This window comes from Candidatus Nitrosopumilus sp. (genome assembly GCF_965263415.1).
Classification (GTDB): Archaea; Thermoproteota; Nitrososphaeria; order Nitrososphaerales; family Nitrosopumilaceae; genus Nitrosopumilus.
The window spans coordinates 21,388-43,247 of record NZ_CBDHHI010000002.1; the positions used below are offsets into that span (position 1 = coordinate 21,388).

33 protein-coding genes are annotated in these 21,860 nt (G+C 33.0%); 1 reads left to right on the forward strand and 32 read right to left on the reverse strand.

All coding sequences use genetic code 11. From position 1 onward, the window contains the following. Nucleotides 1-7: 7 nt before the first annotated feature. The 27 genes from ACQY22_RS00180 to ACQY22_RS00310 form a co-directional block, all read right to left on the reverse strand. Nucleotides 8-406 carry a hypothetical protein gene (locus tag ACQY22_RS00180; RefSeq protein WP_428323633.1) on the reverse strand — a complete coding sequence of 133 codons (399 nt, stop codon included), beginning with the start codon at nucleotides 404-406 and terminating at the stop codon, nucleotides 8-10. 163 nt (nucleotides 407-569) lie between these two features. Further along, nucleotides 570-863: a hypothetical protein gene (locus ACQY22_RS00185; protein WP_428323634.1), complete on the reverse strand. Its 294-nt coding sequence runs from the start codon at nucleotides 861-863 to the stop codon at nucleotides 570-572. A gap of 104 nt (nucleotides 864-967) precedes the next feature. Then, complete coding sequence (locus tag ACQY22_RS00190; RefSeq protein ID WP_428323635.1) at nucleotides 968-1,231, reverse strand: hypothetical protein; 264 nt, start codon at nucleotides 1,229-1,231, stop codon at nucleotides 968-970. A gap of 100 nt (nucleotides 1,232-1,331) precedes the next feature. Then, nucleotides 1,332-1,523, reverse strand: a complete 192-nt coding sequence (locus ACQY22_RS00195; protein ID WP_428323636.1) for a hypothetical protein — start codon at nucleotides 1,521-1,523, stop codon at nucleotides 1,332-1,334. 1 nt (nucleotide 1,524) lies between these two features. Next, entirely contained in the window at nucleotides 1,525-1,941 is a 417-nt protein-coding gene (locus ACQY22_RS00200; RefSeq protein ID WP_428323637.1) for a hypothetical protein, read from the reverse strand. After that, the gene (locus tag ACQY22_RS00205) at nucleotides 1,938-2,318 is read right to left on the reverse strand and encodes a dATP/dGTP diphosphohydrolase domain-containing protein (protein WP_428323638.1); all 381 of its coding nucleotides are present in this window, start codon (nucleotides 2,316-2,318) and stop codon (nucleotides 1,938-1,940) included. Before ACQY22_RS00205 ends, ACQY22_RS00200 begins: the two co-directional genes overlap by 4 nt. Nucleotides 2,319-2,321: 3 nt before the next feature. Next, the gene (locus ACQY22_RS00210; RefSeq protein WP_428323639.1) at nucleotides 2,322-2,993 is read right to left on the reverse strand and encodes a DNA adenine methylase; all 672 of its coding nucleotides are present in this window, start codon (nucleotides 2,991-2,993) and stop codon (nucleotides 2,322-2,324) included. Next, nucleotides 2,993-3,211, reverse strand: a complete 219-nt coding sequence (locus ACQY22_RS00215; RefSeq protein WP_428323640.1) for a hypothetical protein — start codon at nucleotides 3,209-3,211, stop codon at nucleotides 2,993-2,995. The genes ACQY22_RS00210 and ACQY22_RS00215 overlap by 1 nt, the downstream gene beginning before the upstream one ends. A 249-nt stretch (nucleotides 3,212-3,460) precedes the next feature. Further along, a complete protein-coding gene (locus tag ACQY22_RS00220) occupies nucleotides 3,461-3,772 on the reverse strand; it encodes a hypothetical protein (protein ID WP_428323641.1) in 312 nt (103 codons plus the stop codon). Continuing rightward, the gene (locus tag ACQY22_RS00225) at nucleotides 3,769-3,987 is read right to left on the reverse strand and encodes a hypothetical protein (RefSeq protein ID WP_428323642.1); all 219 of its coding nucleotides are present in this window, start codon (nucleotides 3,985-3,987) and stop codon (nucleotides 3,769-3,771) included. Before ACQY22_RS00225 ends, ACQY22_RS00220 begins: the two co-directional genes overlap by 4 nt. A gap of 193 nt (nucleotides 3,988-4,180) precedes the next feature. Next, nucleotides 4,181-4,633, reverse strand: coding sequence for an HNH endonuclease (locus ACQY22_RS00230; protein WP_428323643.1), 453 nt, complete (start codon nucleotides 4,631-4,633; stop codon nucleotides 4,181-4,183). 59 nt (nucleotides 4,634-4,692) lie between these two features. Then, nucleotides 4,693-4,950 (reverse strand): hypothetical protein, encoded by a 258-nt coding sequence (locus ACQY22_RS00235; protein ID WP_428323644.1) that lies wholly within the window; start codon nucleotides 4,948-4,950, stop codon nucleotides 4,693-4,695. Nucleotides 4,951-4,984: 34 nt separating this feature from the next. Then, nucleotides 4,985-5,170: a hypothetical protein gene (locus ACQY22_RS00240; protein ID WP_428323645.1), complete on the reverse strand. Its 186-nt coding sequence runs from the start codon at nucleotides 5,168-5,170 to the stop codon at nucleotides 4,985-4,987. Next, entirely contained in the window at nucleotides 5,170-5,292 is a 123-nt protein-coding gene (locus ACQY22_RS00245) for a hypothetical protein (RefSeq protein ID WP_428323646.1), read from the reverse strand. The genes ACQY22_RS00240 and ACQY22_RS00245 overlap by 1 nt, the downstream gene beginning before the upstream one ends. Before the next feature lie 99 nt (nucleotides 5,293-5,391). Further along, nucleotides 5,392-6,321 carry an RNA ligase family protein gene (locus ACQY22_RS00250; protein ID WP_428323647.1) on the reverse strand — a complete coding sequence of 310 codons (930 nt, stop codon included), beginning with the start codon at nucleotides 6,319-6,321 and terminating at the stop codon, nucleotides 5,392-5,394. Between the two features lie 40 nt (nucleotides 6,322-6,361). Beyond that, the gene (locus tag ACQY22_RS00255; RefSeq protein ID WP_428323648.1) at nucleotides 6,362-6,724 is read right to left on the reverse strand and encodes a hypothetical protein; all 363 of its coding nucleotides are present in this window, start codon (nucleotides 6,722-6,724) and stop codon (nucleotides 6,362-6,364) included. After that, nucleotides 6,721-8,217 (reverse strand): hypothetical protein, encoded by a 1,497-nt coding sequence (locus ACQY22_RS00260; protein ID WP_428323649.1) that lies wholly within the window; start codon nucleotides 8,215-8,217, stop codon nucleotides 6,721-6,723. Before ACQY22_RS00260 ends, ACQY22_RS00255 begins: the two co-directional genes overlap by 4 nt. A gap of 10 nt (nucleotides 8,218-8,227) precedes the next feature. Then, entirely contained in the window at nucleotides 8,228-12,688 is a 4,461-nt protein-coding gene (locus tag ACQY22_RS00265; RefSeq protein WP_428323650.1) for a hypothetical protein, read from the reverse strand. Next, nucleotides 12,685-13,404 carry a hypothetical protein gene (locus ACQY22_RS00270; protein ID WP_428323651.1) on the reverse strand — a complete coding sequence of 240 codons (720 nt, stop codon included), beginning with the start codon at nucleotides 13,402-13,404 and terminating at the stop codon, nucleotides 12,685-12,687. The genes ACQY22_RS00265 and ACQY22_RS00270 overlap by 4 nt, the downstream gene beginning before the upstream one ends. Nucleotides 13,405-13,438: 34 nt before the next feature. Then, nucleotides 13,439-13,813 (reverse strand): hypothetical protein, encoded by a 375-nt coding sequence (locus ACQY22_RS00275; protein ID WP_428323652.1) that lies wholly within the window; start codon nucleotides 13,811-13,813, stop codon nucleotides 13,439-13,441. Continuing rightward, complete coding sequence (locus ACQY22_RS00280) at nucleotides 13,810-14,325, reverse strand: hypothetical protein (protein ID WP_428323653.1); 516 nt, start codon at nucleotides 14,323-14,325, stop codon at nucleotides 13,810-13,812. The genes ACQY22_RS00275 and ACQY22_RS00280 overlap by 4 nt, the downstream gene beginning before the upstream one ends. A gap of 30 nt (nucleotides 14,326-14,355) precedes the next feature. Then, complete coding sequence (locus ACQY22_RS00285; protein ID WP_428323654.1) at nucleotides 14,356-14,889, reverse strand: hypothetical protein; 534 nt, start codon at nucleotides 14,887-14,889, stop codon at nucleotides 14,356-14,358. Further along, nucleotides 14,879-15,547 (reverse strand): metallophosphoesterase, encoded by a 669-nt coding sequence (locus ACQY22_RS00290; protein ID WP_428323655.1) that lies wholly within the window; start codon nucleotides 15,545-15,547, stop codon nucleotides 14,879-14,881. Before ACQY22_RS00290 ends, ACQY22_RS00285 begins: the two co-directional genes overlap by 11 nt. 63 nt (nucleotides 15,548-15,610) lie before the next feature. Further along, nucleotides 15,611-15,805 (reverse strand): hypothetical protein, encoded by a 195-nt coding sequence (locus tag ACQY22_RS00295; protein WP_428323656.1) that lies wholly within the window; start codon nucleotides 15,803-15,805, stop codon nucleotides 15,611-15,613. A 397-nt stretch (nucleotides 15,806-16,202) separates the two neighbouring features. Then, nucleotides 16,203-17,024, reverse strand: coding sequence for a hypothetical protein (locus tag ACQY22_RS00300; RefSeq protein ID WP_428323657.1), 822 nt, complete (start codon nucleotides 17,022-17,024; stop codon nucleotides 16,203-16,205). 50 nt (nucleotides 17,025-17,074) lie between these two features. Beyond that, nucleotides 17,075-17,509 carry a hypothetical protein gene (locus ACQY22_RS00305; protein WP_428323658.1) on the reverse strand — a complete coding sequence of 145 codons (435 nt, stop codon included), beginning with the start codon at nucleotides 17,507-17,509 and terminating at the stop codon, nucleotides 17,075-17,077. A gap of 58 nt (nucleotides 17,510-17,567) precedes the next feature. Further along, nucleotides 17,568-17,900: a hypothetical protein gene (locus ACQY22_RS00310; protein WP_428323659.1), complete on the reverse strand. Its 333-nt coding sequence runs from the start codon at nucleotides 17,898-17,900 to the stop codon at nucleotides 17,568-17,570. An 81-nt stretch (nucleotides 17,901-17,981) separates the two neighbouring features. Here ACQY22_RS00310 and ACQY22_RS00315 point away from each other — a divergent pair, with 81 nt between their 5' ends. After that, nucleotides 17,982-18,197, forward strand: a complete 216-nt coding sequence (locus tag ACQY22_RS00315; protein WP_428323660.1) for a hypothetical protein — start codon at nucleotides 17,982-17,984, stop codon at nucleotides 18,195-18,197. On the opposite strand, the gene ACQY22_RS00320 is transcribed toward ACQY22_RS00315, so the two are convergent. From ACQY22_RS00320 to ACQY22_RS00340, 5 genes are read right to left on the reverse strand one after another with little or no spacing between them, the layout of a single operon-like run. Next, on the reverse strand, nucleotides 18,194-18,457 hold the full coding sequence (locus ACQY22_RS00320; protein ID WP_428323661.1) for a hypothetical protein: 264 nt from the start codon (nucleotides 18,455-18,457) through the stop codon (nucleotides 18,194-18,196). The two genes, ACQY22_RS00315 and ACQY22_RS00320, sit on opposite strands and share 4 nt — an antisense overlap. Continuing rightward, nucleotides 18,432-19,058, reverse strand: a complete 627-nt coding sequence (locus tag ACQY22_RS00325; RefSeq protein ID WP_428323662.1) for a hypothetical protein — start codon at nucleotides 19,056-19,058, stop codon at nucleotides 18,432-18,434. The genes ACQY22_RS00320 and ACQY22_RS00325 overlap by 26 nt, the downstream gene beginning before the upstream one ends. Nucleotides 19,059-19,097: 39 nt before the next feature. Next, entirely contained in the window at nucleotides 19,098-20,561 is a 1,464-nt protein-coding gene (locus ACQY22_RS00330; protein ID WP_428323663.1) for a terminase large subunit domain-containing protein, read from the reverse strand. Beyond that, nucleotides 20,548-21,090, reverse strand: coding sequence for a hypothetical protein (locus ACQY22_RS00335; RefSeq protein ID WP_428323664.1), 543 nt, complete (start codon nucleotides 21,088-21,090; stop codon nucleotides 20,548-20,550). Before ACQY22_RS00335 ends, ACQY22_RS00330 begins: the two co-directional genes overlap by 14 nt. Before the next feature lie 32 nt (nucleotides 21,091-21,122). Then, a complete protein-coding gene (locus ACQY22_RS00340) occupies nucleotides 21,123-21,854 on the reverse strand; it encodes a PD-(D/E)XK nuclease family protein (protein ID WP_428323665.1) in 732 nt (243 codons plus the stop codon). Between the last annotated feature and the right edge of the window lie 6 nt (nucleotides 21,855-21,860).

Sequence of the window (21,860 nt, forward strand, 5' to 3'; positions counted from 1 at the left end):
ACATTATTCATTTAAATAACATCTCCACTACTTTCTCTAATCCTTCTTTAGTTTGATATTTATTTATAAATATATGGTATCCTCTATCATGATCCATATCATATTCATTTGGCTGAACTATCTCTACATCATCAATATTTACATCATCAAAAGTTTCAACTTTCTTTTTTGAACAATTATCATTATGATCATAATCATTATCAATAGTTTCTCTACATTCAAAACATCTATTAGAACATGTACAATTATCAACTCTAGTTTCCATTCTTTCCCCACACATACTACAAAAACATTTTCCTAATTCTCCCCATTCAACATATCTATCAACAGAATCTTTAATATCATTACTTCTATTATAAACATCATTAAAAAATGGCCATTCAGTAAGATTAAACGGTTCTTCCATTACCAGAACCTCCCCAGGCATTGAGGTACAATTACATTAGTATCAATTAAATACATTTTAGCATTTAAGTAATCTATACCCGTTATAAATCCTTCGTTCATCCATTCCCGCACAATTAAAAACCAATCAGGAATACAACCCTGTTGAACATGTTGAAAAAAACTCATTTTTCTTCATCTAATATTTTATCAATCTTGGTTATTAAATAAAGATCTATGTTAGAACTTTCATCAATCTGTCTAGGATTTTCTTCTAAATTATATGGTTTTCTAATATTATCTCTCCATTCCTTCAATCTATTAACGATTTCTTGTTCTTTAGAAACTGGCGGAGTCATTTTCATTAATCTATAAAACCATGGTGCAAACTTTGAATCAACCTTTACAGTTAACCATCCTATATAGAGTGAAGTAAATACTGACATGTATATCCAGTCATAAAGCTGAGTCTCATCCACTCGTACCCATAAAATCATGAATGGTATAAGACTTGGTACGACTACAGCCCAATTAAAATAGGTAAATGCAAAAAATTCCACTAATCGTTTCCAGATAGGTATTCTCATGTCTTATTTCCTGTTAGGATTGATTGAAGTCGTTTTAGTATTTCTAATCCTTCATGTTTTTGGAGTGTGGCATATCCACATTCAGGTTTAAATGATTTCAATGATTCTAAATCTTCTATTTCTTCTTTCAATCTATCTACTATCTGTTCTCGTTCTTCTATCTTGGATTTTAGAGATTGATATTCTTTTAATAACTCATCAGTCGGTGATAATTCATATTCTTTTATGACTAACAATAATCGGTCTAGGTCTTTAGTCATGTCTTACACCTATGCTTGATTATTTTCTCTCTGACTTCTTCATTAGTAAGGTACATACTGCCGTTCTCTACGACTTCCCCGCATTTTTTACACTTAAATCTCATACACCGTCAGTCCTCTTTAATTCTTCAAGTAATACCAATGCCTGATCCAATGATTTCATCTTTTCAGAATAAAATTTATACTTACCCCAAGTTATTTTTATCCAATATCCATTAACAAAACATTCGTCATGTTGACTGCCTTCAGTCCAAACAACTTCTTCAAGTTTGTAATCTGTCATTAACGGCATATTATTCTCCCTTTTCCAAATATTTTCTAAGTGCTTCCTTATCTGATTCAGTCAAATTGTTAATCTGTATTCCAGCACCATAATCCCATTCACAATCTGATCTTTGAAAATGTATATCAAGTGACTTTGTATTAGGATCATATCCAAATGCTATACAACCTGTATATTTTTGCAAATGTTTCATTTGAGGATAACTACTTTTTATATCTGTAATCTGAGCCTTACCTACGGTAAAATGAGGACTAATTGCACAAGCAACATGCCATTCATCATCTTTTTGACATTGACATGGTTGACTAGCACACATTACTTCAGGTTTTTTACAACAAATATCATCTTTAGTGTGTCTTATTCTACCGTCATTATGACATTCACAATCACATTTTTCAATAGGAAAATTTAACTTTTCTTCAGTCATTTCTTTTTCTTTGCTCCTTTCTTTTTCTTTGGTAATTCTGATATTTTCTTCCACATTGTTTCAAATGTCTTAGATTTATTCTTAACAGGATATAATTCCATCCAAAACATTAGTTCACAAGCTGCATGAGCTCTATGGTCTAATCCTGTTTCTTTATCGTACTGTTCCCCGCTTCTGAACTGTTCAATATGTCTGAGCATGGCACCAATTACTTCCTCTTCTGGTAGTCCTTGTTTCCAATTGCCAGGTGCATACTTGTTAGCACCATAAGTCATTACAGCTGCTACATCTTTCATCCATGACATAGGAACAAGTTCCATCATAATCTTCTGAGCATTATGCTTACTACCCTTGAATTTTGGATTAGCGTCTGTCATAGTTTATTCAATCCTAGTTACGTTATTTAATCCTTTTGGTAATTTCATATTTGTAGTTACAAGTGTTTTCGGAGTTTTCCCGAATACCAGATAGTCACCTTCAACAAGATAATTATCATAATCAGAATCAAGCATACGCTTGTTGTCCTTCTTTGTACAGATTATAAATTCCCCTCGGAATCCGCTTAACTGTTCAAGAATCTCATTGTCATAATCCTTGATATTCTTACGATTAAAACATGAATATCCTTGATCATAAAACGAACGATTCCAAGGGGCATCAATAAGTTGAAAAGCAGACTCTACACCTTTGAATCTGCTCATCATTGGTATGAAATCAACATTAAATATGTATGCATCCTTTGAAAATTCTTGCATTAGCCAGTTATAGATAAATTCTGACTTGTCATTAAGTATGGCTGTCTCATATCTGTCTTTTGATAGTTCCTGAAATACCTTCACAGTTCCCGCAAAAGGCTCTATGTAATAATTACATTTAGGAACAAGTGAAGCAAGTTGCTTAGCTGTACCCGCTAGGCCTGGATATCCCCATAATCTCTTATCCTCGGTAAATCTTGGTAATGAAATTGTCTTTTGTCTATATCTGTTAATTGTAGTAATTGCCTTATCCTCTCCGCGAGTAGTCTTATTTTTCCATTTATCTATACTAGGCATTAAAATCTACCCCTAAAATTATAATCTAATTTCTTTATTGGTGATCCACAGTGGGGACAAAAACTAAATTCATCTTTTTTATATTGATGAACTTTACCACCAGATAATTTACATCTAAATACCCATACTATTTCATCCTTCCATTCACCTGTTCTTCGTTCTAACATAGGTATTGTATATTGAGTAACACTATGTTGATCATCTATTTGTGTAATCATATCTTTCTATGCACTCCCCCACAATCATTATGACATAAATTACCATCTCCCATTCTGTCTGATTCATTACCGCATACGGTACATCTAGTTTTTTCATACATTATGTACAACCCTCAAGTGACCATAAAAATTGTTGTAATCTAGAATCATAAAACTTGTTACAATTATCACAAACTAGTCTATCATTTTCAATCCTAACATCTCTAGTTTTAGTACATACACAATACGTAGTAAAATCAATGTGTCCCATTATTTATTTTCCTCAAAAGTGTATCCGTTATTATTCATCCAGTTCTTGATTTCCTTAGCAGAAAGACCTACATGTTCATACCCCATTATTTCCTTTCCAAGCACATAATAATAAAATGCAACCCAAAACTCATTATCCTGTACAAATGGATTAACTGTATCCCAGCCCATGCCAGGTACGAATATCTTGGCTTCTACAGCAAATCTACCCTTGCCATTCCCGCCTCTTACTGGTGCATATGTAGAACTTTGAAAACTGTAAGGATAATGCTGAGTGTGTCTCATTTCACGTACAGATTTATCTTCACTCAATTCCATCGATCCTCCGCTCTCCAACATACACAAGAATAATGTTTACAATCATCACATAAACCTTCATCATTTTGACCAAATCTTACTTTTTGTGCTTCTTCAAGTGACATAAATTCCTTGATTCCATGGTGTTCTACAATTATGGGAGTACCTGGCTCATGATTTTCAGGTACAAATTCTTCTATATTTTGATAACAAATTTCATCGTATGGCATTATATCACACTCTATTCATTATTTGCGAATATCCCCGCAACATTATTTTTTTGACTTGTTTGTTGGAAATCTTGATTCCCAAGTCTCTTTTTTTCTTGATATCCTCAAGAGTATTTTTTTGCCAATCCTGAAATCGGCCAAAGTTTTCTGGAAACATTAAGTTTAATGTAATTTAAACATCTTATAAACCTTACTAATATATTTCAAATCCATGAATTTCTGAATGACATTTTTCACATAAAGTTATTCCATTATTCAAATCCAAACTTAGTTCAGGAAAATCTTTTTTCGGTTTAATATGATGAGCATTAAGATTTTCTTTTGAATCACAATTTTTACACATATTATTATCTAATTTCTTAATTGAATTAGCCCAAGAAATTAATGCATATTGATATTCAATAGAAGTCATATTAAATATCTTACCTAATTTTTCTAATCTTTTTCTTAATGCCTTTAAATTTACTTCAGGATTATTTTTAACATATTCTTTTCTTTTATCTTTATTATTTCTATACCAATTTTTATGCCTTTCATTTATCTCATTTTTATGTTCTTGATGATATTTTCTATTAAGATAATCTTTTCTGTCTTTGTTTAATAAATTATATTTCTTATTATAAATCGAACGTTCTTTTTTATTCATATAAAATCTAAAAAAATCTTATATTTAAACATAAAAAAAAGGATAGAGAATATAAACCTTTAGTTACAGGTACAAGCTACACTGTCTTTGTGTTCTTCACAGGTTTTTTCTTGACTTTCTCTAAGTAGAGGATTTTGATTTAAAAATTCCTCAACTCTAAGGGCTTCTTGTTGATCTACAATTAGAAACTCATCACCTTTAATGACTTTCCACATGTATTCGCCCTTATGTTTTCCCTTAAGCAATTTCTGATCAGTCTTAACAACTTGGATTCCCGCCTTGTTATCTTTTGACCAAATTGGCATTACATTTGACATAATCTAGAACTATTTTTGCCTAATATAAATGGTACTACCAAATTGTAATCCAATGTGGTTTTATTTTTGTATTATTTGGAACAATTACACGACCATCACGCTCAGATACTATAGTGTGTTCCTGATATCGTTTCATATGTTTTTCCTTTACATGGTAATATTCTGGATCATCTCCATGTACTACAAATCCACAGTTAGAACATTTAATATCTTGTTTCATTAATCATCAATTTCTCCGCGACCACACCATTTACAGATAAACATTGTATTTCCAGCCAAGCCAGGTACACTTTCAGTATCCTCATGAACGCCAGTAGGCGACTTTGGACAATAATTACTCATTCTTTTAATATTTCCTTAATTCTTTCTATCTTATCATAATTATCTTCATAATTAGGATCTCCATGATTTATAACATAATCAATTGCATTTAATTTCTCACTACTGCTTGTCATTATTTCGTTCCTCTAAATATTTCATATAAAATTCTGGAAATCCTTTGACAGCTCTACCTTTAATCTTTGGCCACATAATCTTCCATAATTCCTCCTTAATGGTTTCTCTTTCCTCTTCTTCTATGTCCTGTACTACAGCTGGTGCAAGTTTCGCCATATCCCGCATATGAAATTCCAATTCATCATCCTCTAGTTTGTGCTGGATTGATTTTCTCCATCTAGCCTCAGAAGTGTAAGTATTGACAAGTGTTTCAAGCTTGTCACCTTGGCCTGGATTTTCAACCTTGTTTTTCTCCTGAAATGAGGCATTTACAATTTTTATAGTCATATGCTTGCCTTCAAGATTTCTGTATCTCTCATCATACAACTTGCCATAATTCTTTATTACAATACCTTCTACCTTGTCATAACCAGCTTGGTGTCCCAAAAATGATGTTGATTTCAACAGTTTCTCACGAATTTCATCAGTAAAGTCCTTGCCTTCTCCCTTCCATAAAATAGGAACTACCTCTAGTCCAAGTCCGAAAGCAAATCTCTCTTTCTCTTCCCTATCGAGGTATTTCCCGTTGACTACAACATCAAATACTACAATATTATGATTAGGTACGCGTTGATATGCTATTGTGTTTTGTTTGGGTTTTGCCAAAAATTCCCCGAAAACTGAAATATTTTCGCCAGGATCAGCCTTTACACCTTCAAATATCTTCAAAGCATTTTCAATACCGACTGCAAATCCATTAGAACCTGTCTCATGGATATTATCAACATTATGAGAACCTATGGAAATTATTCCCTGATCATCAATCTGTATTCTAAACTGAGAACCGTCAACCTTTTCCTCAACAATAATATATCCTTCATCGAAACCCTTGGCCTCTTCCTTATGTACACCTTGAATCTTGGGATACTTTTGCATTATCATAAAAAAACATAATAGTCTATAAATAGGTTTCTAATTATTCTTTGATATTAATATTAAAATCTTGCTGGTCTACTACCAATGGAGTAGTGTTACTAATTTCTATTTCACCCTTCCAATTTCCCGCATTAGCAGCTAGAGTTTGTGAACTAGCCAAAACTGTAAAAGTTACCAATCCAGTTAATCGTTGAGATGCATCACCAAAACTTATAGTCATATTTGCTCCTACCTGAGTACCATCAGCCTTGATAATCTTGGCTATTCCCGTAGCGTAAACGGCAGTATCAGCCAATGATTTTGCTTCACCAGTATCAGGATCTACAATAATTACCTCTAATGTCTTTGTACTTCCTACCTTAACATCATATGTTACTCCATAATCCGTTCTTACTGTACTCATTCTACTCCCTCACTTGTCACATTATTTCTCTTGCTATTAAGGTTTATTCTCTTAGACTTGTCGTTAAGATTCAATCTTCTACGAACTCTAAGCAGATTGGAAGCTAGAATATTATGCTTAAGTATTGACAGTTTTTGAAGTACTGAACTTATGTTATGCTTGAAGATAATATCCTTAGTAATTATTGATGAAATACTATGTTTAAGTATATGGTTAGCAACAGATATTCCGCGAATATTATGTTTCATAATAACTTCCTTGACTACATTACCAGCCAAAGTATGCTTTAGTATTGTATTATTTATGATTGTCTCAATTATATTATGCTTCAAGATATCAGATTTTACAATAGCTGCACGAATATTATGTTTCAAGATATCACTACTTGTAACTACATCACGAATATTATGTTTCAAGATATCAGATTTTGCAATAGCTGCACGAATATTATGTTTCAAGATATTTGAAACTGTTACTGTACCAGCATTTCTATGCTTAAGTATAACATCTTTTGACACTGAATTAAATACAGTGTGTTTAAACACTCTAAAGTTAGTAGTGAATTTTCTGATATTATGTTTTAGTATCTTGTTACTTACTATTGAAGAAATTATATTATGTTTCAATATAACTTCCTTGACTACACTACCACCATTTGCATGTTTAAGTATTACATTGTCTATGATTGCTTCAATTGTATTATGTTTCATTATTACATTGTCTACTATTGCCTCAATAATATTATGTTTGAAAATAACATCTTTCGTAACACTTCCCGCAAGTTGATGTTTGAATATTGTATCCTTTTGTGCCAATGTCCTAATATTATGTTTCAAAATATTTGAGACAGTTGTAGCATTTCTAATATTATGTTTAAAGGTATCAGCAGTATCCTCTATTACCAATGGTGTAATTCCATCCTCCAATGTAAGCAAAGTTGAATCATCCTCAAGTGTAAGGAATAATAATTCCTTGGCTACTGCTTTTCTTATATTATGTTTCAATATATCAGATTTGATAATGGCTTCCTTAATGTCATGTTTAAACACTATATCTTTCGTAACATTTCCCGCAAGTGTATGCTTTAAGACATTAAAATTAGTAGTAAACTTTCTAATGTTATGCTTTAGTATTTCACTACCTACAATAGTTTCTATAGTATTATGCTTGAGTATCAAATTCTTAATTATTGCCTCAAAATTTGTATGTTTGAATATTACAGTCTGTACTACAGAATCGCGGATATTATGCTTAAAGATATCCGAATGAACAATTGAAGTATTGATATTATGTTTGGCAATTACACTATCAACAATAGATTCAATTGTATTATGCTTAAGAATGACATTATCTGTAATAGCCTCTATTGTATTATGCTTTAGTATATGACTAGCAATAGTTGTAAAATTTACAGTTAATCCAGTTGTTCCATCCTCTAGATGAAGTAAGGTACTATCATCCTCAATTGTAAGAAAATTCTCTATGGTAGTCAATCATTTCCCCTCACTGTGTTTCCTCAGTTCCAACAGTTACAAAGTCAGAGTTTGCTTTTCTTGAGTTATATCTTGTTATTGCTACTAATGAAGATCTTTGTTTGTCTGATAATCCAACATATCCAATATATCCATCAAAGGTTGAAGCTTGTGAAGGTTCATTTCCTATTACTAAACTTGTAGCTGCATCAGATTCTTTTGTTCCTACTGGTGTTTGTACTTCATCAAGACCGTTTCCAACAGTATATTTTATTCCATTAATGATTATTACAGGATCATTAGTTACAGAATCAGGGTTATAATCAATAACACATTCAGTGACTTCACCTATAGGAATAACTGCGTTAGTTGTTCTCCATCTGCCATCTGTTGAATCAAATCCTACATACATATTTAATTTCATAAATCCACCTGATTCTCCCTCGACATTAACATATCCACCAAGTCCACCAGATCTTTTGTAAATTACTGCACCTACACTTCCCTCTCCATCTGATTTAGGATTGATTGTAAATTCTAAATGTCCATCATGTAATAAATCATCTATACTAGAATCAGAACCAACATCAATCTTTGTGTTTGAACCATCAGCAACTAATCCAACATCGTTATTCTGTTCTTCCCAATCTACACTTGTTTCAGTTCCATCATTTCCATAAACTGTAGAGTCTAGAGAGTTTCCGTTTAGATCATAGATTGCCTTGTAGTTTGAATCGTATGTTGCTCTCTCTCTATGTGTTTGTGTGTCATTCCAAATCTGAACTCTTCTTAATGAAAACACACTCCCAGATCTTGCACTATCACTAAAATTCCTCAAAAACAAATATCTCATTCCAGTAGGAGAAGCATGAGTTACACTGCTTGTTTCAACTAATCCTGTTTCATAATCTGAATTTGTATATACATTAACGTGTAAGTTATTCCCATCACATTTAATCTCAAAATACCATGTAACACCAGCACCCCAATCAGTAATTGCTTTTGCAGGGGCATCTCCTTGATGAGTAAATTGTCCATCTGTACTAAATGCAGAATATTGATTAGTTCCTGTTTTGCTAACTTGACATCTAAACCCTATAGAATCTTGGGCATTAGACCATCCATCGGTAGTAGCATCAGACACTCCTAATTGTATTTCATCACCATTTGTTGTATCTGCTGGATCTGAATCTCTGTAAATTTCAGCTCGAATTACAAAGTTTTTGTCATGAAGATTGTTTCCACTTCCAAATACATCAGAATCTTGCAAATCAAGAAATGCTATATCAAAACTAGACGAAGTGGATGTAAGGTCTATCTCATCGTTTGCAACATCAAATGAAACATTAGTATCTGTAACATCCCATCCATTATCAACAGAGAAATCATCATCATATGTTGCTGTAGAAAGTGGCATTTCTTCTGGAACATAACTTGGATTAGAAGCAGGCTGATAATCATAATACATCAATAGAGTTGTATCAATTCCAGTTGTAAGACTTGGAACACGTACATCAAGTTCTAGATCTCCATTAATAGGATCATACATTTTTGTTCTAGTTGCGTATTGAATAGCAGAATCAGAAGTTATATTGTCAGTAATTACAAACTTTCTTGCTGTTGCGTTTGGTGATGAGATTCCATCCCAAAATGAAACATCATCTATTATTCCAACTAAATCAAGTGAGCCTGTATTTCCATTGTAATTTTGGAAAGTCAAGTATCTAAGATTTTGAGGATCTCCCGAAATTGTATATGTTGTAGAATAAACAACTATGCTATAATCTGAATCAGAATACCAAGTAATTTTTAGATCATTTTCATCTCTAATGATTTCAAAATAATGATTTCCTGTTGCTTTTGCTTGTCCAGTATCACTAGAAGATCCTATAGTATATGCTGCACCATCAGTATCAATTTCGTAAAATGATGTATTTGCTCCAGATTCAAAATAGAATTGCAATCCAAGTCTATCAGCACTTGTATCTGTGTCTGCGTTCTGTGTTGATGATAAGTGCATTAAGATTGTTGTATCAATACCGTATGAGGTAACGTTAATCTTGCTTCGCCATGTCCATTTTTTATTATCTGCAAATTTGCCTGAACCTAGAACATCTTGTAAATCATAACTGATTGAATCAACATCAGAGGCTAATCTTCTAAATGTAAAATCAATATCATCATCTGTAGGATTTCCCCTTGCTTTTGCTGTGTCGCTTGTTGTCCAAGCATTATCATACGCTGTTTGATCTGCATAACTTGTTCCATCATCCTCAAAGGTCGCTGTTTCTTGATCTATTGGATTTGTAATTCCACTCCAAACTACAACTCTACTGATATATCCAGATAATTCTCCTGCTGTTGTCACATTATCTATGTTCATTAATTTTATGTGCTGTAGGCTTTGAGTAGTAGAGGCACAAGTTCCATCAAATTCTTGCCAAAGGATTGTTCTAGCTTTGTCTTTGTATAATTCAATTCTATATGATGTTGTACTTAATCTCAAAATTGTTGCATAGAGTGTAATTCCATTATCATCTATTGCAAAGGTCTTAGGATCATCCCCTGCATTTGACCACATATCAATAACTGCTCCATCAGTATCTAATCCTCGAACCCTGAGATTTCCTGTGCTTACCTTATCGATTCCCATTCCAAGAAAATCTTGAGTGCTGTTGTTTCCGTTTGATGAATCATTACTGGATAAACCAAATGCAAGATTTCCATTTGTTATGAAATTTGTAAATACAAAATCAACATCTATTCTGAATTTACTGTCACTAACTGTTGAACCCAAGTCATAAGATATTGCATCATTTGTAGAATCATTATCAAGATTAATGTCCATTCTGTCTAGCGTTCCATTGACTAGATTTTTCGTATGGTCTTGTGCTAACCAACCCCCAACCGTACTTGGACTTGAAGAATGACTTGTTGCTCCTGAATCAGTAAATAGATCCTCTCTTGTTGGAGTTGTTCTTCTTTGAAGATCTGAATCTCCTAGTATTTTGATAGTATGATATTCATTGATTAGATGTGTTGGATTTACTTCTGTAATGTTATCAAAGATTTTTAGATTGTCAATGTATCCGTTTAATTCCCCTGAGTTTGATACATTACATCTGTTCCAAATACCAAACTCATCTAATGATTGAACACTTGAGGCACATGTTCCAGAAATTGAATCAACTAAAACAGTTCTTGCTGAATCAGAATGTATATCAACTCTATAAGTAGTTGCAGATAATCTAACAATAGTCACATAATGAGTTGTTGTAGTTACTGTATCATTTGTACCAGTAGTATCTGTTCCAGTTGCAGACATTGCTTGTCCATCAAGATCATACGTAGAATATCTATGTGCTCCCGAGAAATAATCAACTCTAAAGCCAATGAAATCTCTATTTGCAGTACAAGAACTAGCAGAGTTAGTATCACTCATGCCAATGTAAAAACTAGTATTTGCAGCTTCTACTAATGTTTCATAAGTAATATCGAATTGTATCGTCCATCTTTCATTACTGAGAGCTGTCATGTTGTATGAGATTGCATCATTTGTCGAATCCATAGCATTGACAAATTCAAGTCTGCCATTTCCTGTGTTTACATCAATTTTTGTATCATCTTGTGGAGTCCAACCCGAATCACTTGTAAAATCAAAATCATGAGTTGCTGTCTGTTGTCCTGAAATATTTTGAACTACTGATTCATTATTGTAAAATTCAATATCATCAAGTGTTCCTATAATGTCAAGTGATCCAGTATTGCCATTGTAGTTTTGATAAGTAAGATAACGTAATCCTGTAATGTCTGCCGATACTGTCCAAGTGTAAGAAAATAAAACTTCTGAATAATCTGAATCAGCATATAATGTTCCAGTTAGTTTTGTTCCATCTTTTTTAATTTCAAAATAATAAACATCAGTTGCTTTTGCAATTCCTGTATCTTGTCCAGTTCCCCAAGTAAATCCAGCACCATCTGATTCAACTAGATATAACGAGTAATTTGCACTAGATTCAGCATACAAAGCAACGCCTAATCTATCAGCATTTGAATCTGTATCTGCATTTTGTGTTGACGATAAGTGGCAAACTATTGCTGTATCACTATTTACTGTTGTTACATCTATCTTTGTTCTCCAACTCCAATAATCATCTGAAACGCTTGTTAAATCTCTAGAAATAGAGTCAACATCAGAAGCTAATCTTCTAAATGTAAAATCAATATCATCATCTGTAGGATTTCCCCTTACCTTTGCTGTGTCGCTTGTTGTCCATGTTGCATCATAAGCTGTTTGATCTGCATAACTTGTTCCATCATCATCTATTGTTGCTGTTTTCTTTGCTCCATTAAGTGTAACAGAGGCTCGTTTCATCCAATCCACAAGGAATGAAGGCCATTCTACTCCACTGACACTAGATGATATAATTCCAAATAATGTATGTGGAGAATGATATTCTCTAATACTTGTAATACTATCATCCAATCTCATTCAATATCACCGACTATTATCCATTCATCGGTTGCAATTTTAATGGCAGTTGCACTAGAATATTGAGATCTTAATTTTGGAGCATCAGAAGTACCACCTGTACTGTTTATAGTTACACCTGAACCTTCACTGATAGTAACCTGGCCAGCACCTTTTTGTATGATATTAATTTGTGATCCTGTTCCATAAGCCACTGAAGAGTTTGGAGGAATTGTCACAGTTATTGCAGCTGCATTATCACAAGTAATTACTTTCTTAGCATCATTAATATCAGGAGTATATGTAGTACCTGTTTGTGCATTTAATGTATATGTTATAACTGGTGCTGTTAATGTCTTATTAGTAGCAGTTTGTGTATCTGATAATGTCATAGCAGTATTCGTAACTCCCGCAGCTGGCAAACCAGTACAGTTTGTTAAAGTACCACTTGAAGGTGTTCCTAATGCTCCCCCCGATATAACTACTCCATCACTTGTATATACAAATGTATCACCTTGTAATGCAGTATCAAATTCTGCTGGTGTACCAGTAATTGTATTATTTGTAAGTGAAATAGACTTATTTGTTAAAGTCTCTGCAACTGCTTTGAATAAATCTTTAATTTGTTGTAATGTAGCCTTACGTGGTAATTTTGTACTTGAAGGATCATCAACAACATATATATTATCCTCTAAAGCGGGTGTCCCTATTGGTGTAAGTGCTGTTAGGTCGGTCATGCTTCACCAACTCCGCCAAATGGCAACATGGAAATCACTCCTTGCCAGGATACGAAACGTTCACGGTAACTTCTTTCTTGCATCCTCTACAAGTCAGTTTCTCACCGTCTTGATATATGAAAACAAAGTGTGGAGTACTACATTTAGTCTCGAATCCTTTGCTATTATGTCCAGTTATTTCAGGACAATAAAACCAAAATCCAGGCACAGCACTATCTACGCCAAGTACCCAAGTCTTACCATTCTCATCAGGTTCAGACTCGAAATGATCACCATTCCATTTATATTCTCTACCATGAGGATCTTTTTGTATAGTCTTACTAATTCTTGCTTCATCAGCTTCCGCAATTTCTCTTAAAGTTTTACCATTTTTGGTAAGTTCTTTACAATATTCAATCAAAGTGGTCATGGGTTAGTGTCCCCCTGAATTCCTAAAGTATATTGATCAAATACGGCAGCTGCGGAGCTACCTACGATATATTTAACCCAAATTCCTCTATAATCAGAAGCCTCTAAATCACCCAATGCTATACCAGCTGCGAAATTTGCTGGTGTACTAAATGCTGGGCCACTTGGAGCAGTTTCCTCGTCAGCAATTGTTTCTATTGCAGTATTCTTAGCCTCATCAGCAATTGCTACTTCTACTGAAGTATCACCTGAAGAAGTTTGTGAAGCAATATAGAATTTTGGCCCAATATAAGTTAATGATCCATGGTTATTTTCATAGTAATAACCATGATAAATTGTAATACCAGCACTTGCTTCTGAAGAAGTAATATCATCCATATCATTATTTAAAGTATCAGAAGTAATAATTCCACCAGCTACCGTAGACATAGCTCCACCTAGAGCCAAGTTAGGATCTGTAACAGAAGCCCCACCAGAAATTCTTAAATTAATATCGGAAGCTGCAATTGCCATATATTAAAGTTAGGATTTTAGTATTTAAATTTAACTAACTTTAGGCCTATATTTGAAATGAACCGAAATATAAGCGTTCCTAGCAGAACTATCCTTCTCTCCCATAAACAAGAATGGGACTCTATGATATAGTGGTTTATATGTTATCGGCTCTCCCGCATCTTTCGGATTTTCAATATTATCCCACCATCCATCACTACTCATTACATTTACTGGTAAAATTACTATAGCTGAAAATCCTAATTTTAACCATTGTTCCCGCAATTTATAGAGAAATTCCTGTTGATTTGCAGTTGGACAATTCATCCAAATACCAGGCGGAGCTTGTTCAATATAGTATGATCTAACTTTACTTGATCTATTTCTATCTTTTATCATAATAGTCCAATCCTGACTCAAAGAATCAGATTTTTTATCATAATAAAAATTAATGTATGGTGACATATTATGATTAGGTGTACCAGCTACATCTAACATAGGAATAAAACCATATCTATTACACATGTCTACAAACGTAGTTCCAATTGGCGTATACCATTCACCAGATTCACTTTTAAGAGTCACTTTTCTTTATCTCCATTTGTCTAGTCTTTGTATCATAAACTGCATAATATTTTAACCAAGTATCCAAACAAATATGACTTCCTTCTATTCTAACATCTGAAGCATGAGTATGTCCAAATATTTGTCTAACGCCAGGTATATCTACAAATTCATCATAATCACACCATACTATACCAGCAATTCCATCTTGACCTCCGCGATATGGACTACATTGATAAAGTCTTTCTTCATTATTATGAATCATCCATTCTAAAAATTTTTCAATTTCAAAATAATGATAATTATGAGCATTATAAAATTCATTTGACAAACCAGCATGAGTACATAAATAATCATCAACCCAACAATAATGTTTCAATTTTGTAAGATCAACCTTTACAACATTTTTAATAATGAAAAGTTTACCACCATCAAATCCTCCACATCTCATTTCTCCCTTTAGATAACTCAAATCATGATTACCTAACAAATGTATTCTATTAGGTTTCTCTAGTGATTTTTTAAGCCACCATGCAGTCTGTTCAGTAACTTCCATATTATCCCCGATAGAATCAAAATAGTCACCCAAAAATACTACTTTATCGGCACCTTCTTTTTCAATCATTTCTTCAGCTTGATACCACTTGTTATGAATATCAGGAATTATCTGTATTTTCATTTTTATCTCCTTTCCATGAATGAGATCTTAAATCTAATCCATTTAATTGATATTTTTCGTCACTCATCTTTTACTATCCAATACATTTTTAATTGCTTCAACGTTATGATGTGGTATTAAGTTATTATCACATATTTCTTTTATTTTTTCTAATTTTTCTAAATCAAAATCTATATCTTTTTTAAAATCAGTAAATCCTTTAAATTCTGAAGGTGATTTTGCATCATATCTCTGTAATAATTCATCTGTTCTAGTCATGTATTTTTAGGAACATATGTCTTTAATAAACCTAACCTTTTTCGTATATAGTTAAATTCTCCACAAAATTTCCCCGCACTTTCACACATATTAAAGTAAATATACGCCCTATTGTACCAAATCATATTCATATTTAAAAGTTCAAAAAATATCTTAAAAGGATTATCGTACGATGATCGTTATTCAACAACTACCAGACATTGTTTAACTCTACGAGATTTCAATAATTTGGTAGTTTCTCTTCTTATAGTTCCTTCATTCGGATCTAAATGATATAAATCACTTAATGAACAATTAGGATTTGCTTTAATATAAGAAAAAATTTTATCCTGTATAGTTTCTGGTGTGTTACCTACAGGGATATCGGAAGTTTTTATTGTACGTCTTTTCATATCTATCAGTAATGTTTTACTATTGGTTTTATATCCATTTCTGCGATATGTTTCTCGACTACCAAATCACCATTTGGCTCTACTATAACTTCAACCATTCCTATGTCTGGTGTAGTTCCAGCTGTTCCGCCCCTGAATAAGTGTCCATCAGGGAATTTCCAAGCTGGTGTAGTAAATCCATGTGTATGTACAAACTCAATATGGACAAAGTAATGAACATGGCTTCTAACAATAACATCGGCTTTACCCATTTTGTCATTTTCAAATACCATTCCAGCCATTTCTCTAGCCAAAGCAGTTGTTCTATAAGCTGCCCATTTATTGAATCCTACATGATGAGTGAAGTTGAACTTTTTACCATGCAACTCCAATAGAGCATAATAATCAGTATATCCACTTCCTCCAAATGCCTTATATCTGTCAGCCTTCATTTTCTGAGCGATAATTTCCTCAAAATTGGTACCTTGCTGGTCTACATGATATCCACTTCCTCTAGTGAATAGAAGATTTTGATATGGAATCTCACCTAACAATTTTTCAGAATCATTTAATTGATCCTGTAAATTGGTTGACCATGATTGTTTTCCCAGGCTTTTCGGATTTCCCCCATCACAAGGTTCACCATTTACAACTAAAACGGTAGGCTTTTGATGAAGTTCGTCAATACATTCTTGCCAAACTGAATATAATTCCTGTTGAAGTTTATTTGGATTATGTGTCGTATTCAAATCTGCTATCTCTGGTTCAGGTGTACATACGGCAGTTGCACTACCTACATGCATATCTGAAACAATTAAAACAGATTTTGAAGATTTTGATCTTGTCATTGTTAATGTAGATTAAATTGCCATATATTAAGTTATTGAAATAAAAAAATTTATTTAGTCAACATAATAAGTTGTAATCTTATTGCATTGACAATTGTACCAAACTTGTCACCTTGATCATTGAGTGCTGGGTGCTGTTTCTTGGCTATTTTATATGCTACTGCTGTCCATTTGTCTAGTAATTCTTCCTCTTTTTTCCCGAAAGATCCTTTAATAGTTGGCCATATAACATCGGGTTTATCTTCATCTTTATTGATTTTTTCAGCTGAACCTGGCAATTTACCCTCAAGTAATGAAGCATATCTAGTTTGTTTGAAATCAGTTACATTAAATGTTTTATCTAATTCCTCCAAATCATTACTTAATTCAACTATATTCTCGGCAGCTGCTTTTCTATCTGCAAGTTTAGCATCTGAGTCTTTTACTACAACCCAACTTTGTTTAAGGAGTTTCTTCTTTTCGATGATAACATCTTGTTTAGTCATTGACATTTAAAATATTAACTCAAATATAAACGTATAAAAATAAAAAATGTTGTGCTTATTAAGCATCAACTAAGACGAAATATCTTTTACCTTTAGGCTGTTCACACTTTACCTTTAAGGTTTCACCATTGGCGAGATCTTCTCTCAATTGTTTATTTGACAGTGTTTCAACTACAACTTCTCTGGTAGTATGGAATTTATTAGCTTCAATATCATCTCCTTCGATATTTACACTAAAAGTTTCTTCGGTAGTTATTACTACACTTGGAACTTCTTTATCATCGTCTTTGTAAACATTATCCTGAACATCTGTAATAGTAAATGGTTGACCGTCAATCAACGATAATTTTACAGAGTCGCTAGGTGCTTTGTATTTACTGAGGTTTGTCATTGGTAATCTGGTACTAATAACGTTATTTATACGTTTGTATCCCCAATAGATTTATATAGTATACCAAGTTTTGAAATATAAATGGCTAAAAAACAAAGTCCAGACAGAAAAGATACTACTATTAGTATACCAAAAACATTAAAAGCAAACATTAGATTGTATGCAAAACCACTCAAAGACGGTAAACGATATGAAAGTGACGCTATGATTTTAGATAGAATTGTGGCAGAATATATGAAGAATAATCCACCAACTAATGCAGTACCTAAATCAACTTACAAACAAAAGAGTCCTTAATCTTCTTTTTTCTTTTCTATTAATTCAAAAACATCATTTTCATTACAGTTTATTTCATCCAATCTCTTAATCTTTTCTTTTTCATTTAAGAAACTCCAAGTTTCGGCCAATCTATCCAGTTTCTTAGAATCAGGCAACATACCCCAACTGTCTCTACATTCTGGTTCAAAGAAAATTTTTTCTCTACCTTTGTATCTTGGAGGCAGTTCCCTATTACAAGGGCATAAACATCGTTTAATCTGATTCCTTCTCTTTACCATTTTTTCCTTTAGCCTCTTTTATTCGTTGGGAAATCGTCTTATCATCATTTACAGGGTTATAAACTCCTACAGTTGTTGTACTGGTTGATCCACTGTATCCAGCTGGGTGAGCTCCCTTTTGAATCATTGTCTGAATCTTTGGAGAAATTTGACTCCAATCATTATGAATATATGTTCTACCAACACCTGAAGCCTTTGTTAATTCTAATCTGTCATTTCTAGAAAGCATGTCCCAATGATATTCGCCTACAAGTTCTGCTTTCTTGAATACCTCATAGAATTGCCTGGTAAAAGTTGTACCCTTGCTAAATATTTTTAATATGCCTACATCAATTCCGCAAACTGTACCTGATTTTTCAAAATTATCAAAAACTACTTCATCCCTCAAATTAAATTTACTTTTAAGAACATTATAACGTTTAACAAATGATTTTTTGACTGCCTCTTTGGTATTTTTTTCTTTTTCTCCGCGAGTATCTTTTGGAAGTTTTTCCCTAATTGCATCCTCGGCTGATTCATCAGGTTTTACCTCAACTTTTCTACCATTTACGGTAATCCACTTAGAACCTTCCTCTTTAACATCGTTTTTTTTCTCAGGCATAACACTTATATTAGGTTTACTTTTACTATTTAAGAATTTCTATGAGAATGAATATCCTTCGTGCCAAAAATCACTAGGTAATTCCTGTATAAAGTCCCCGCTTTGCTGTCCAAAACATGATAAAACCAGACTGTCAGAATAATCATCAGGATTATCAGATCTTGCCTTTGGTATCTGATCCTTATATTTACCATAATCCCAATACATATAGGCCACCTGACTAGTCATTTTTTCCCTGTGAAATTCCTCTAAAAGTGTAAAGTTTATCTTTCGTTCACCAAACAGTCTTTCAAGATTGACATAAAGTTCAGTCTTATCAGTTTTGAAATTAATTCCGTATACTGGTAATTCTGGATATCTGCTTCTACAAATATCTCCCAAAGTATCTCCCATTCCAGTTTCATCATAGTATATTCTTCTATAATTATAATCCTTGTTCAGTTCATTTATCTTGACTGCTAATTTTGTCTGATCAGTTGTCAACTCTACATAAACATCAACTGGACATACCGTACCGTTTTCTGTTACTCCTACAGTTGTCAATACTGTCTCATCCTTGCCTTTTCCCGAAGTATCAACACCCAATTCAAAATACTCGAATCTTGGTCTTTCTTTAAACTCCATTAATGATTCCTGAAGCAAATTATATGATACAATTGCATTTCCACCGTCAAGAAACTCACCATAAAGTTCCTGTTTTTCAGCTGCTTTTGAAGTATTCTTAATTACATTAAGGACTGCTTTATCGTTAGCTGCATATGGATTATCAAATGTAGTAACATGGAATTGAACCCATTGATACTTGTCTCTATCTTCTCTTCCTTTGATATACGTAGCTTTACCCTTCCTGTAAATTACGTATGAGTGTTCACAAGCCTCAAAGAACTTACCAGACTTGCCTTTTGGTGTACTGGTTAATAATATTCTAGGTTTTGTAGTTACAGTACTTGGTAAAAATGCATCAAATACAGGTTGAGGAATATAACCAGCCTCATCCAGAATGGCCATATGTGTAGTATATCCTCTTAATGATTCACCAGTATCCCCTATAGGTCTTACAACGAAATTGGTTACACCTGAACCGTCAAACCATTCAAGTTTCAAATCCTGTTTTGTTTCATTTAAAATCTTCTTTGAAAGTGTAGGACTCTTATGTATAAAATTAGAAATCTTGTTAAAAATAAGATATGCCTGATCCTTTGAAAGTGAAGCAATTACAACATTACAAACTCCCTCATCAAGATTAGAGGCCTTTAATGGGGCAAAATATCCAAAGTGAATAGCCTTGATAGCTGCATTTCTTGACTTGCCACACTGACGGCCTGAACGATATACAATAAATCTCTCTTCACAATTTAGATATGGAACATTATAATCAAATATTTTTAAATCCATAAACTGTTCTGCAAAATAGGCACATTCGTTTGAACTTCTAATTAAACGCTGAGCATATTCTGTCTCATCTTCTACTGTTTCAATTGGAGGTAATTTATGTAGACTCATCACTAGACTCCGTATGGATTCTAATTATTTGAGCAATCTCATTCTTTTTATCATCAGTTAATGTTTTCTTTTGTTCAAGTTCTATGGTTGATTTCTTTGATTTTAACTCATTAATTGTCTTTGCCAGGTTATTAACAGCGTTCATACGTTTAGTTACTTCAGGATCAAGTGCAGCTGACATATTTTCAAGACTTCCGAAAAATTTTAATTTCTCATAATTTGATTCAAAATCTTCCTCTAATAATGGCAATATCTTATCAGGATTTCTTGTTGAATACCTTTGTACTGCATTTCTGATATCCTTTCTAATTATACATAATTCTCCTTCCTTGTACACTGAACAAATTCCATTTCCTCCCGCCTGTTTTGAACGGTATGGACAATCATCACATTTTGTAGGAAGTTTCCTTGAGTATCTTAGATGTTTGACATTTGGAGGCTTGATAGTTTTTGGTAATGTCCTTTTATCAATTTTAATTTCAGGAGGCTTGCCATCAGTCTTTTTGTTATCGACCACTCTTAGTTCCATATATAAACGTTTGGATTCTGATATTTAAACATTTATACGTCTAACATTTCATATTTAATAGCCCAATTCCATAACTTTGACTCGTAATCTGATAATTTTACCTTAAATGGTCGTACTTTTCCATCCCAAGATACTACCAAAATAATTCCATATTCTATTTTTTCTCCCGTACAAAATTCCCACATTTTAGCATATGCACACATTTGTTCAAAATAATGATTATCTTCACATTTCTTTGGAGTCTTTGGTTTTCTCGAATTTTTAAAGTCAATAATAACCTTTGTTCCATCGTTTAATTTTGCAACTACATCTACAGTACCAGCAAGTCCTAATTCATCAGAATATAATTTAAATTCAGTTCCATTGACCTCAGACAAATTTTCATCAAGCCATTTTTTCAATACTTCAAATAATTCATAAGGTTCTTTTTCTAAACCTGAAGGCCTAACTTTTTGAGGTAATTCACCTGTTGTTAAATAATCTTCAGCATATTTATGTAATGCAGTACCTACATCTGTAGAAGATTTACTATATTTTTTACACCATTCTATAGCTTCAGTTCTTCCAATATTATTCTTATTCATAGCCCAAGTTACAAAAGCTTCATATCCATCAGTCTTTTCAAATGGATCAATTAACTTGAAAATAGTTGTAATACTAGGATATCTCTTACCCTTGTCAGTCAGATAATAATGTCCAGTTTCATCATAATCTTCCTTGGCAAACGGTCTATCTATTGCATCATGAAAATTTCTAGAAAACATTAATAT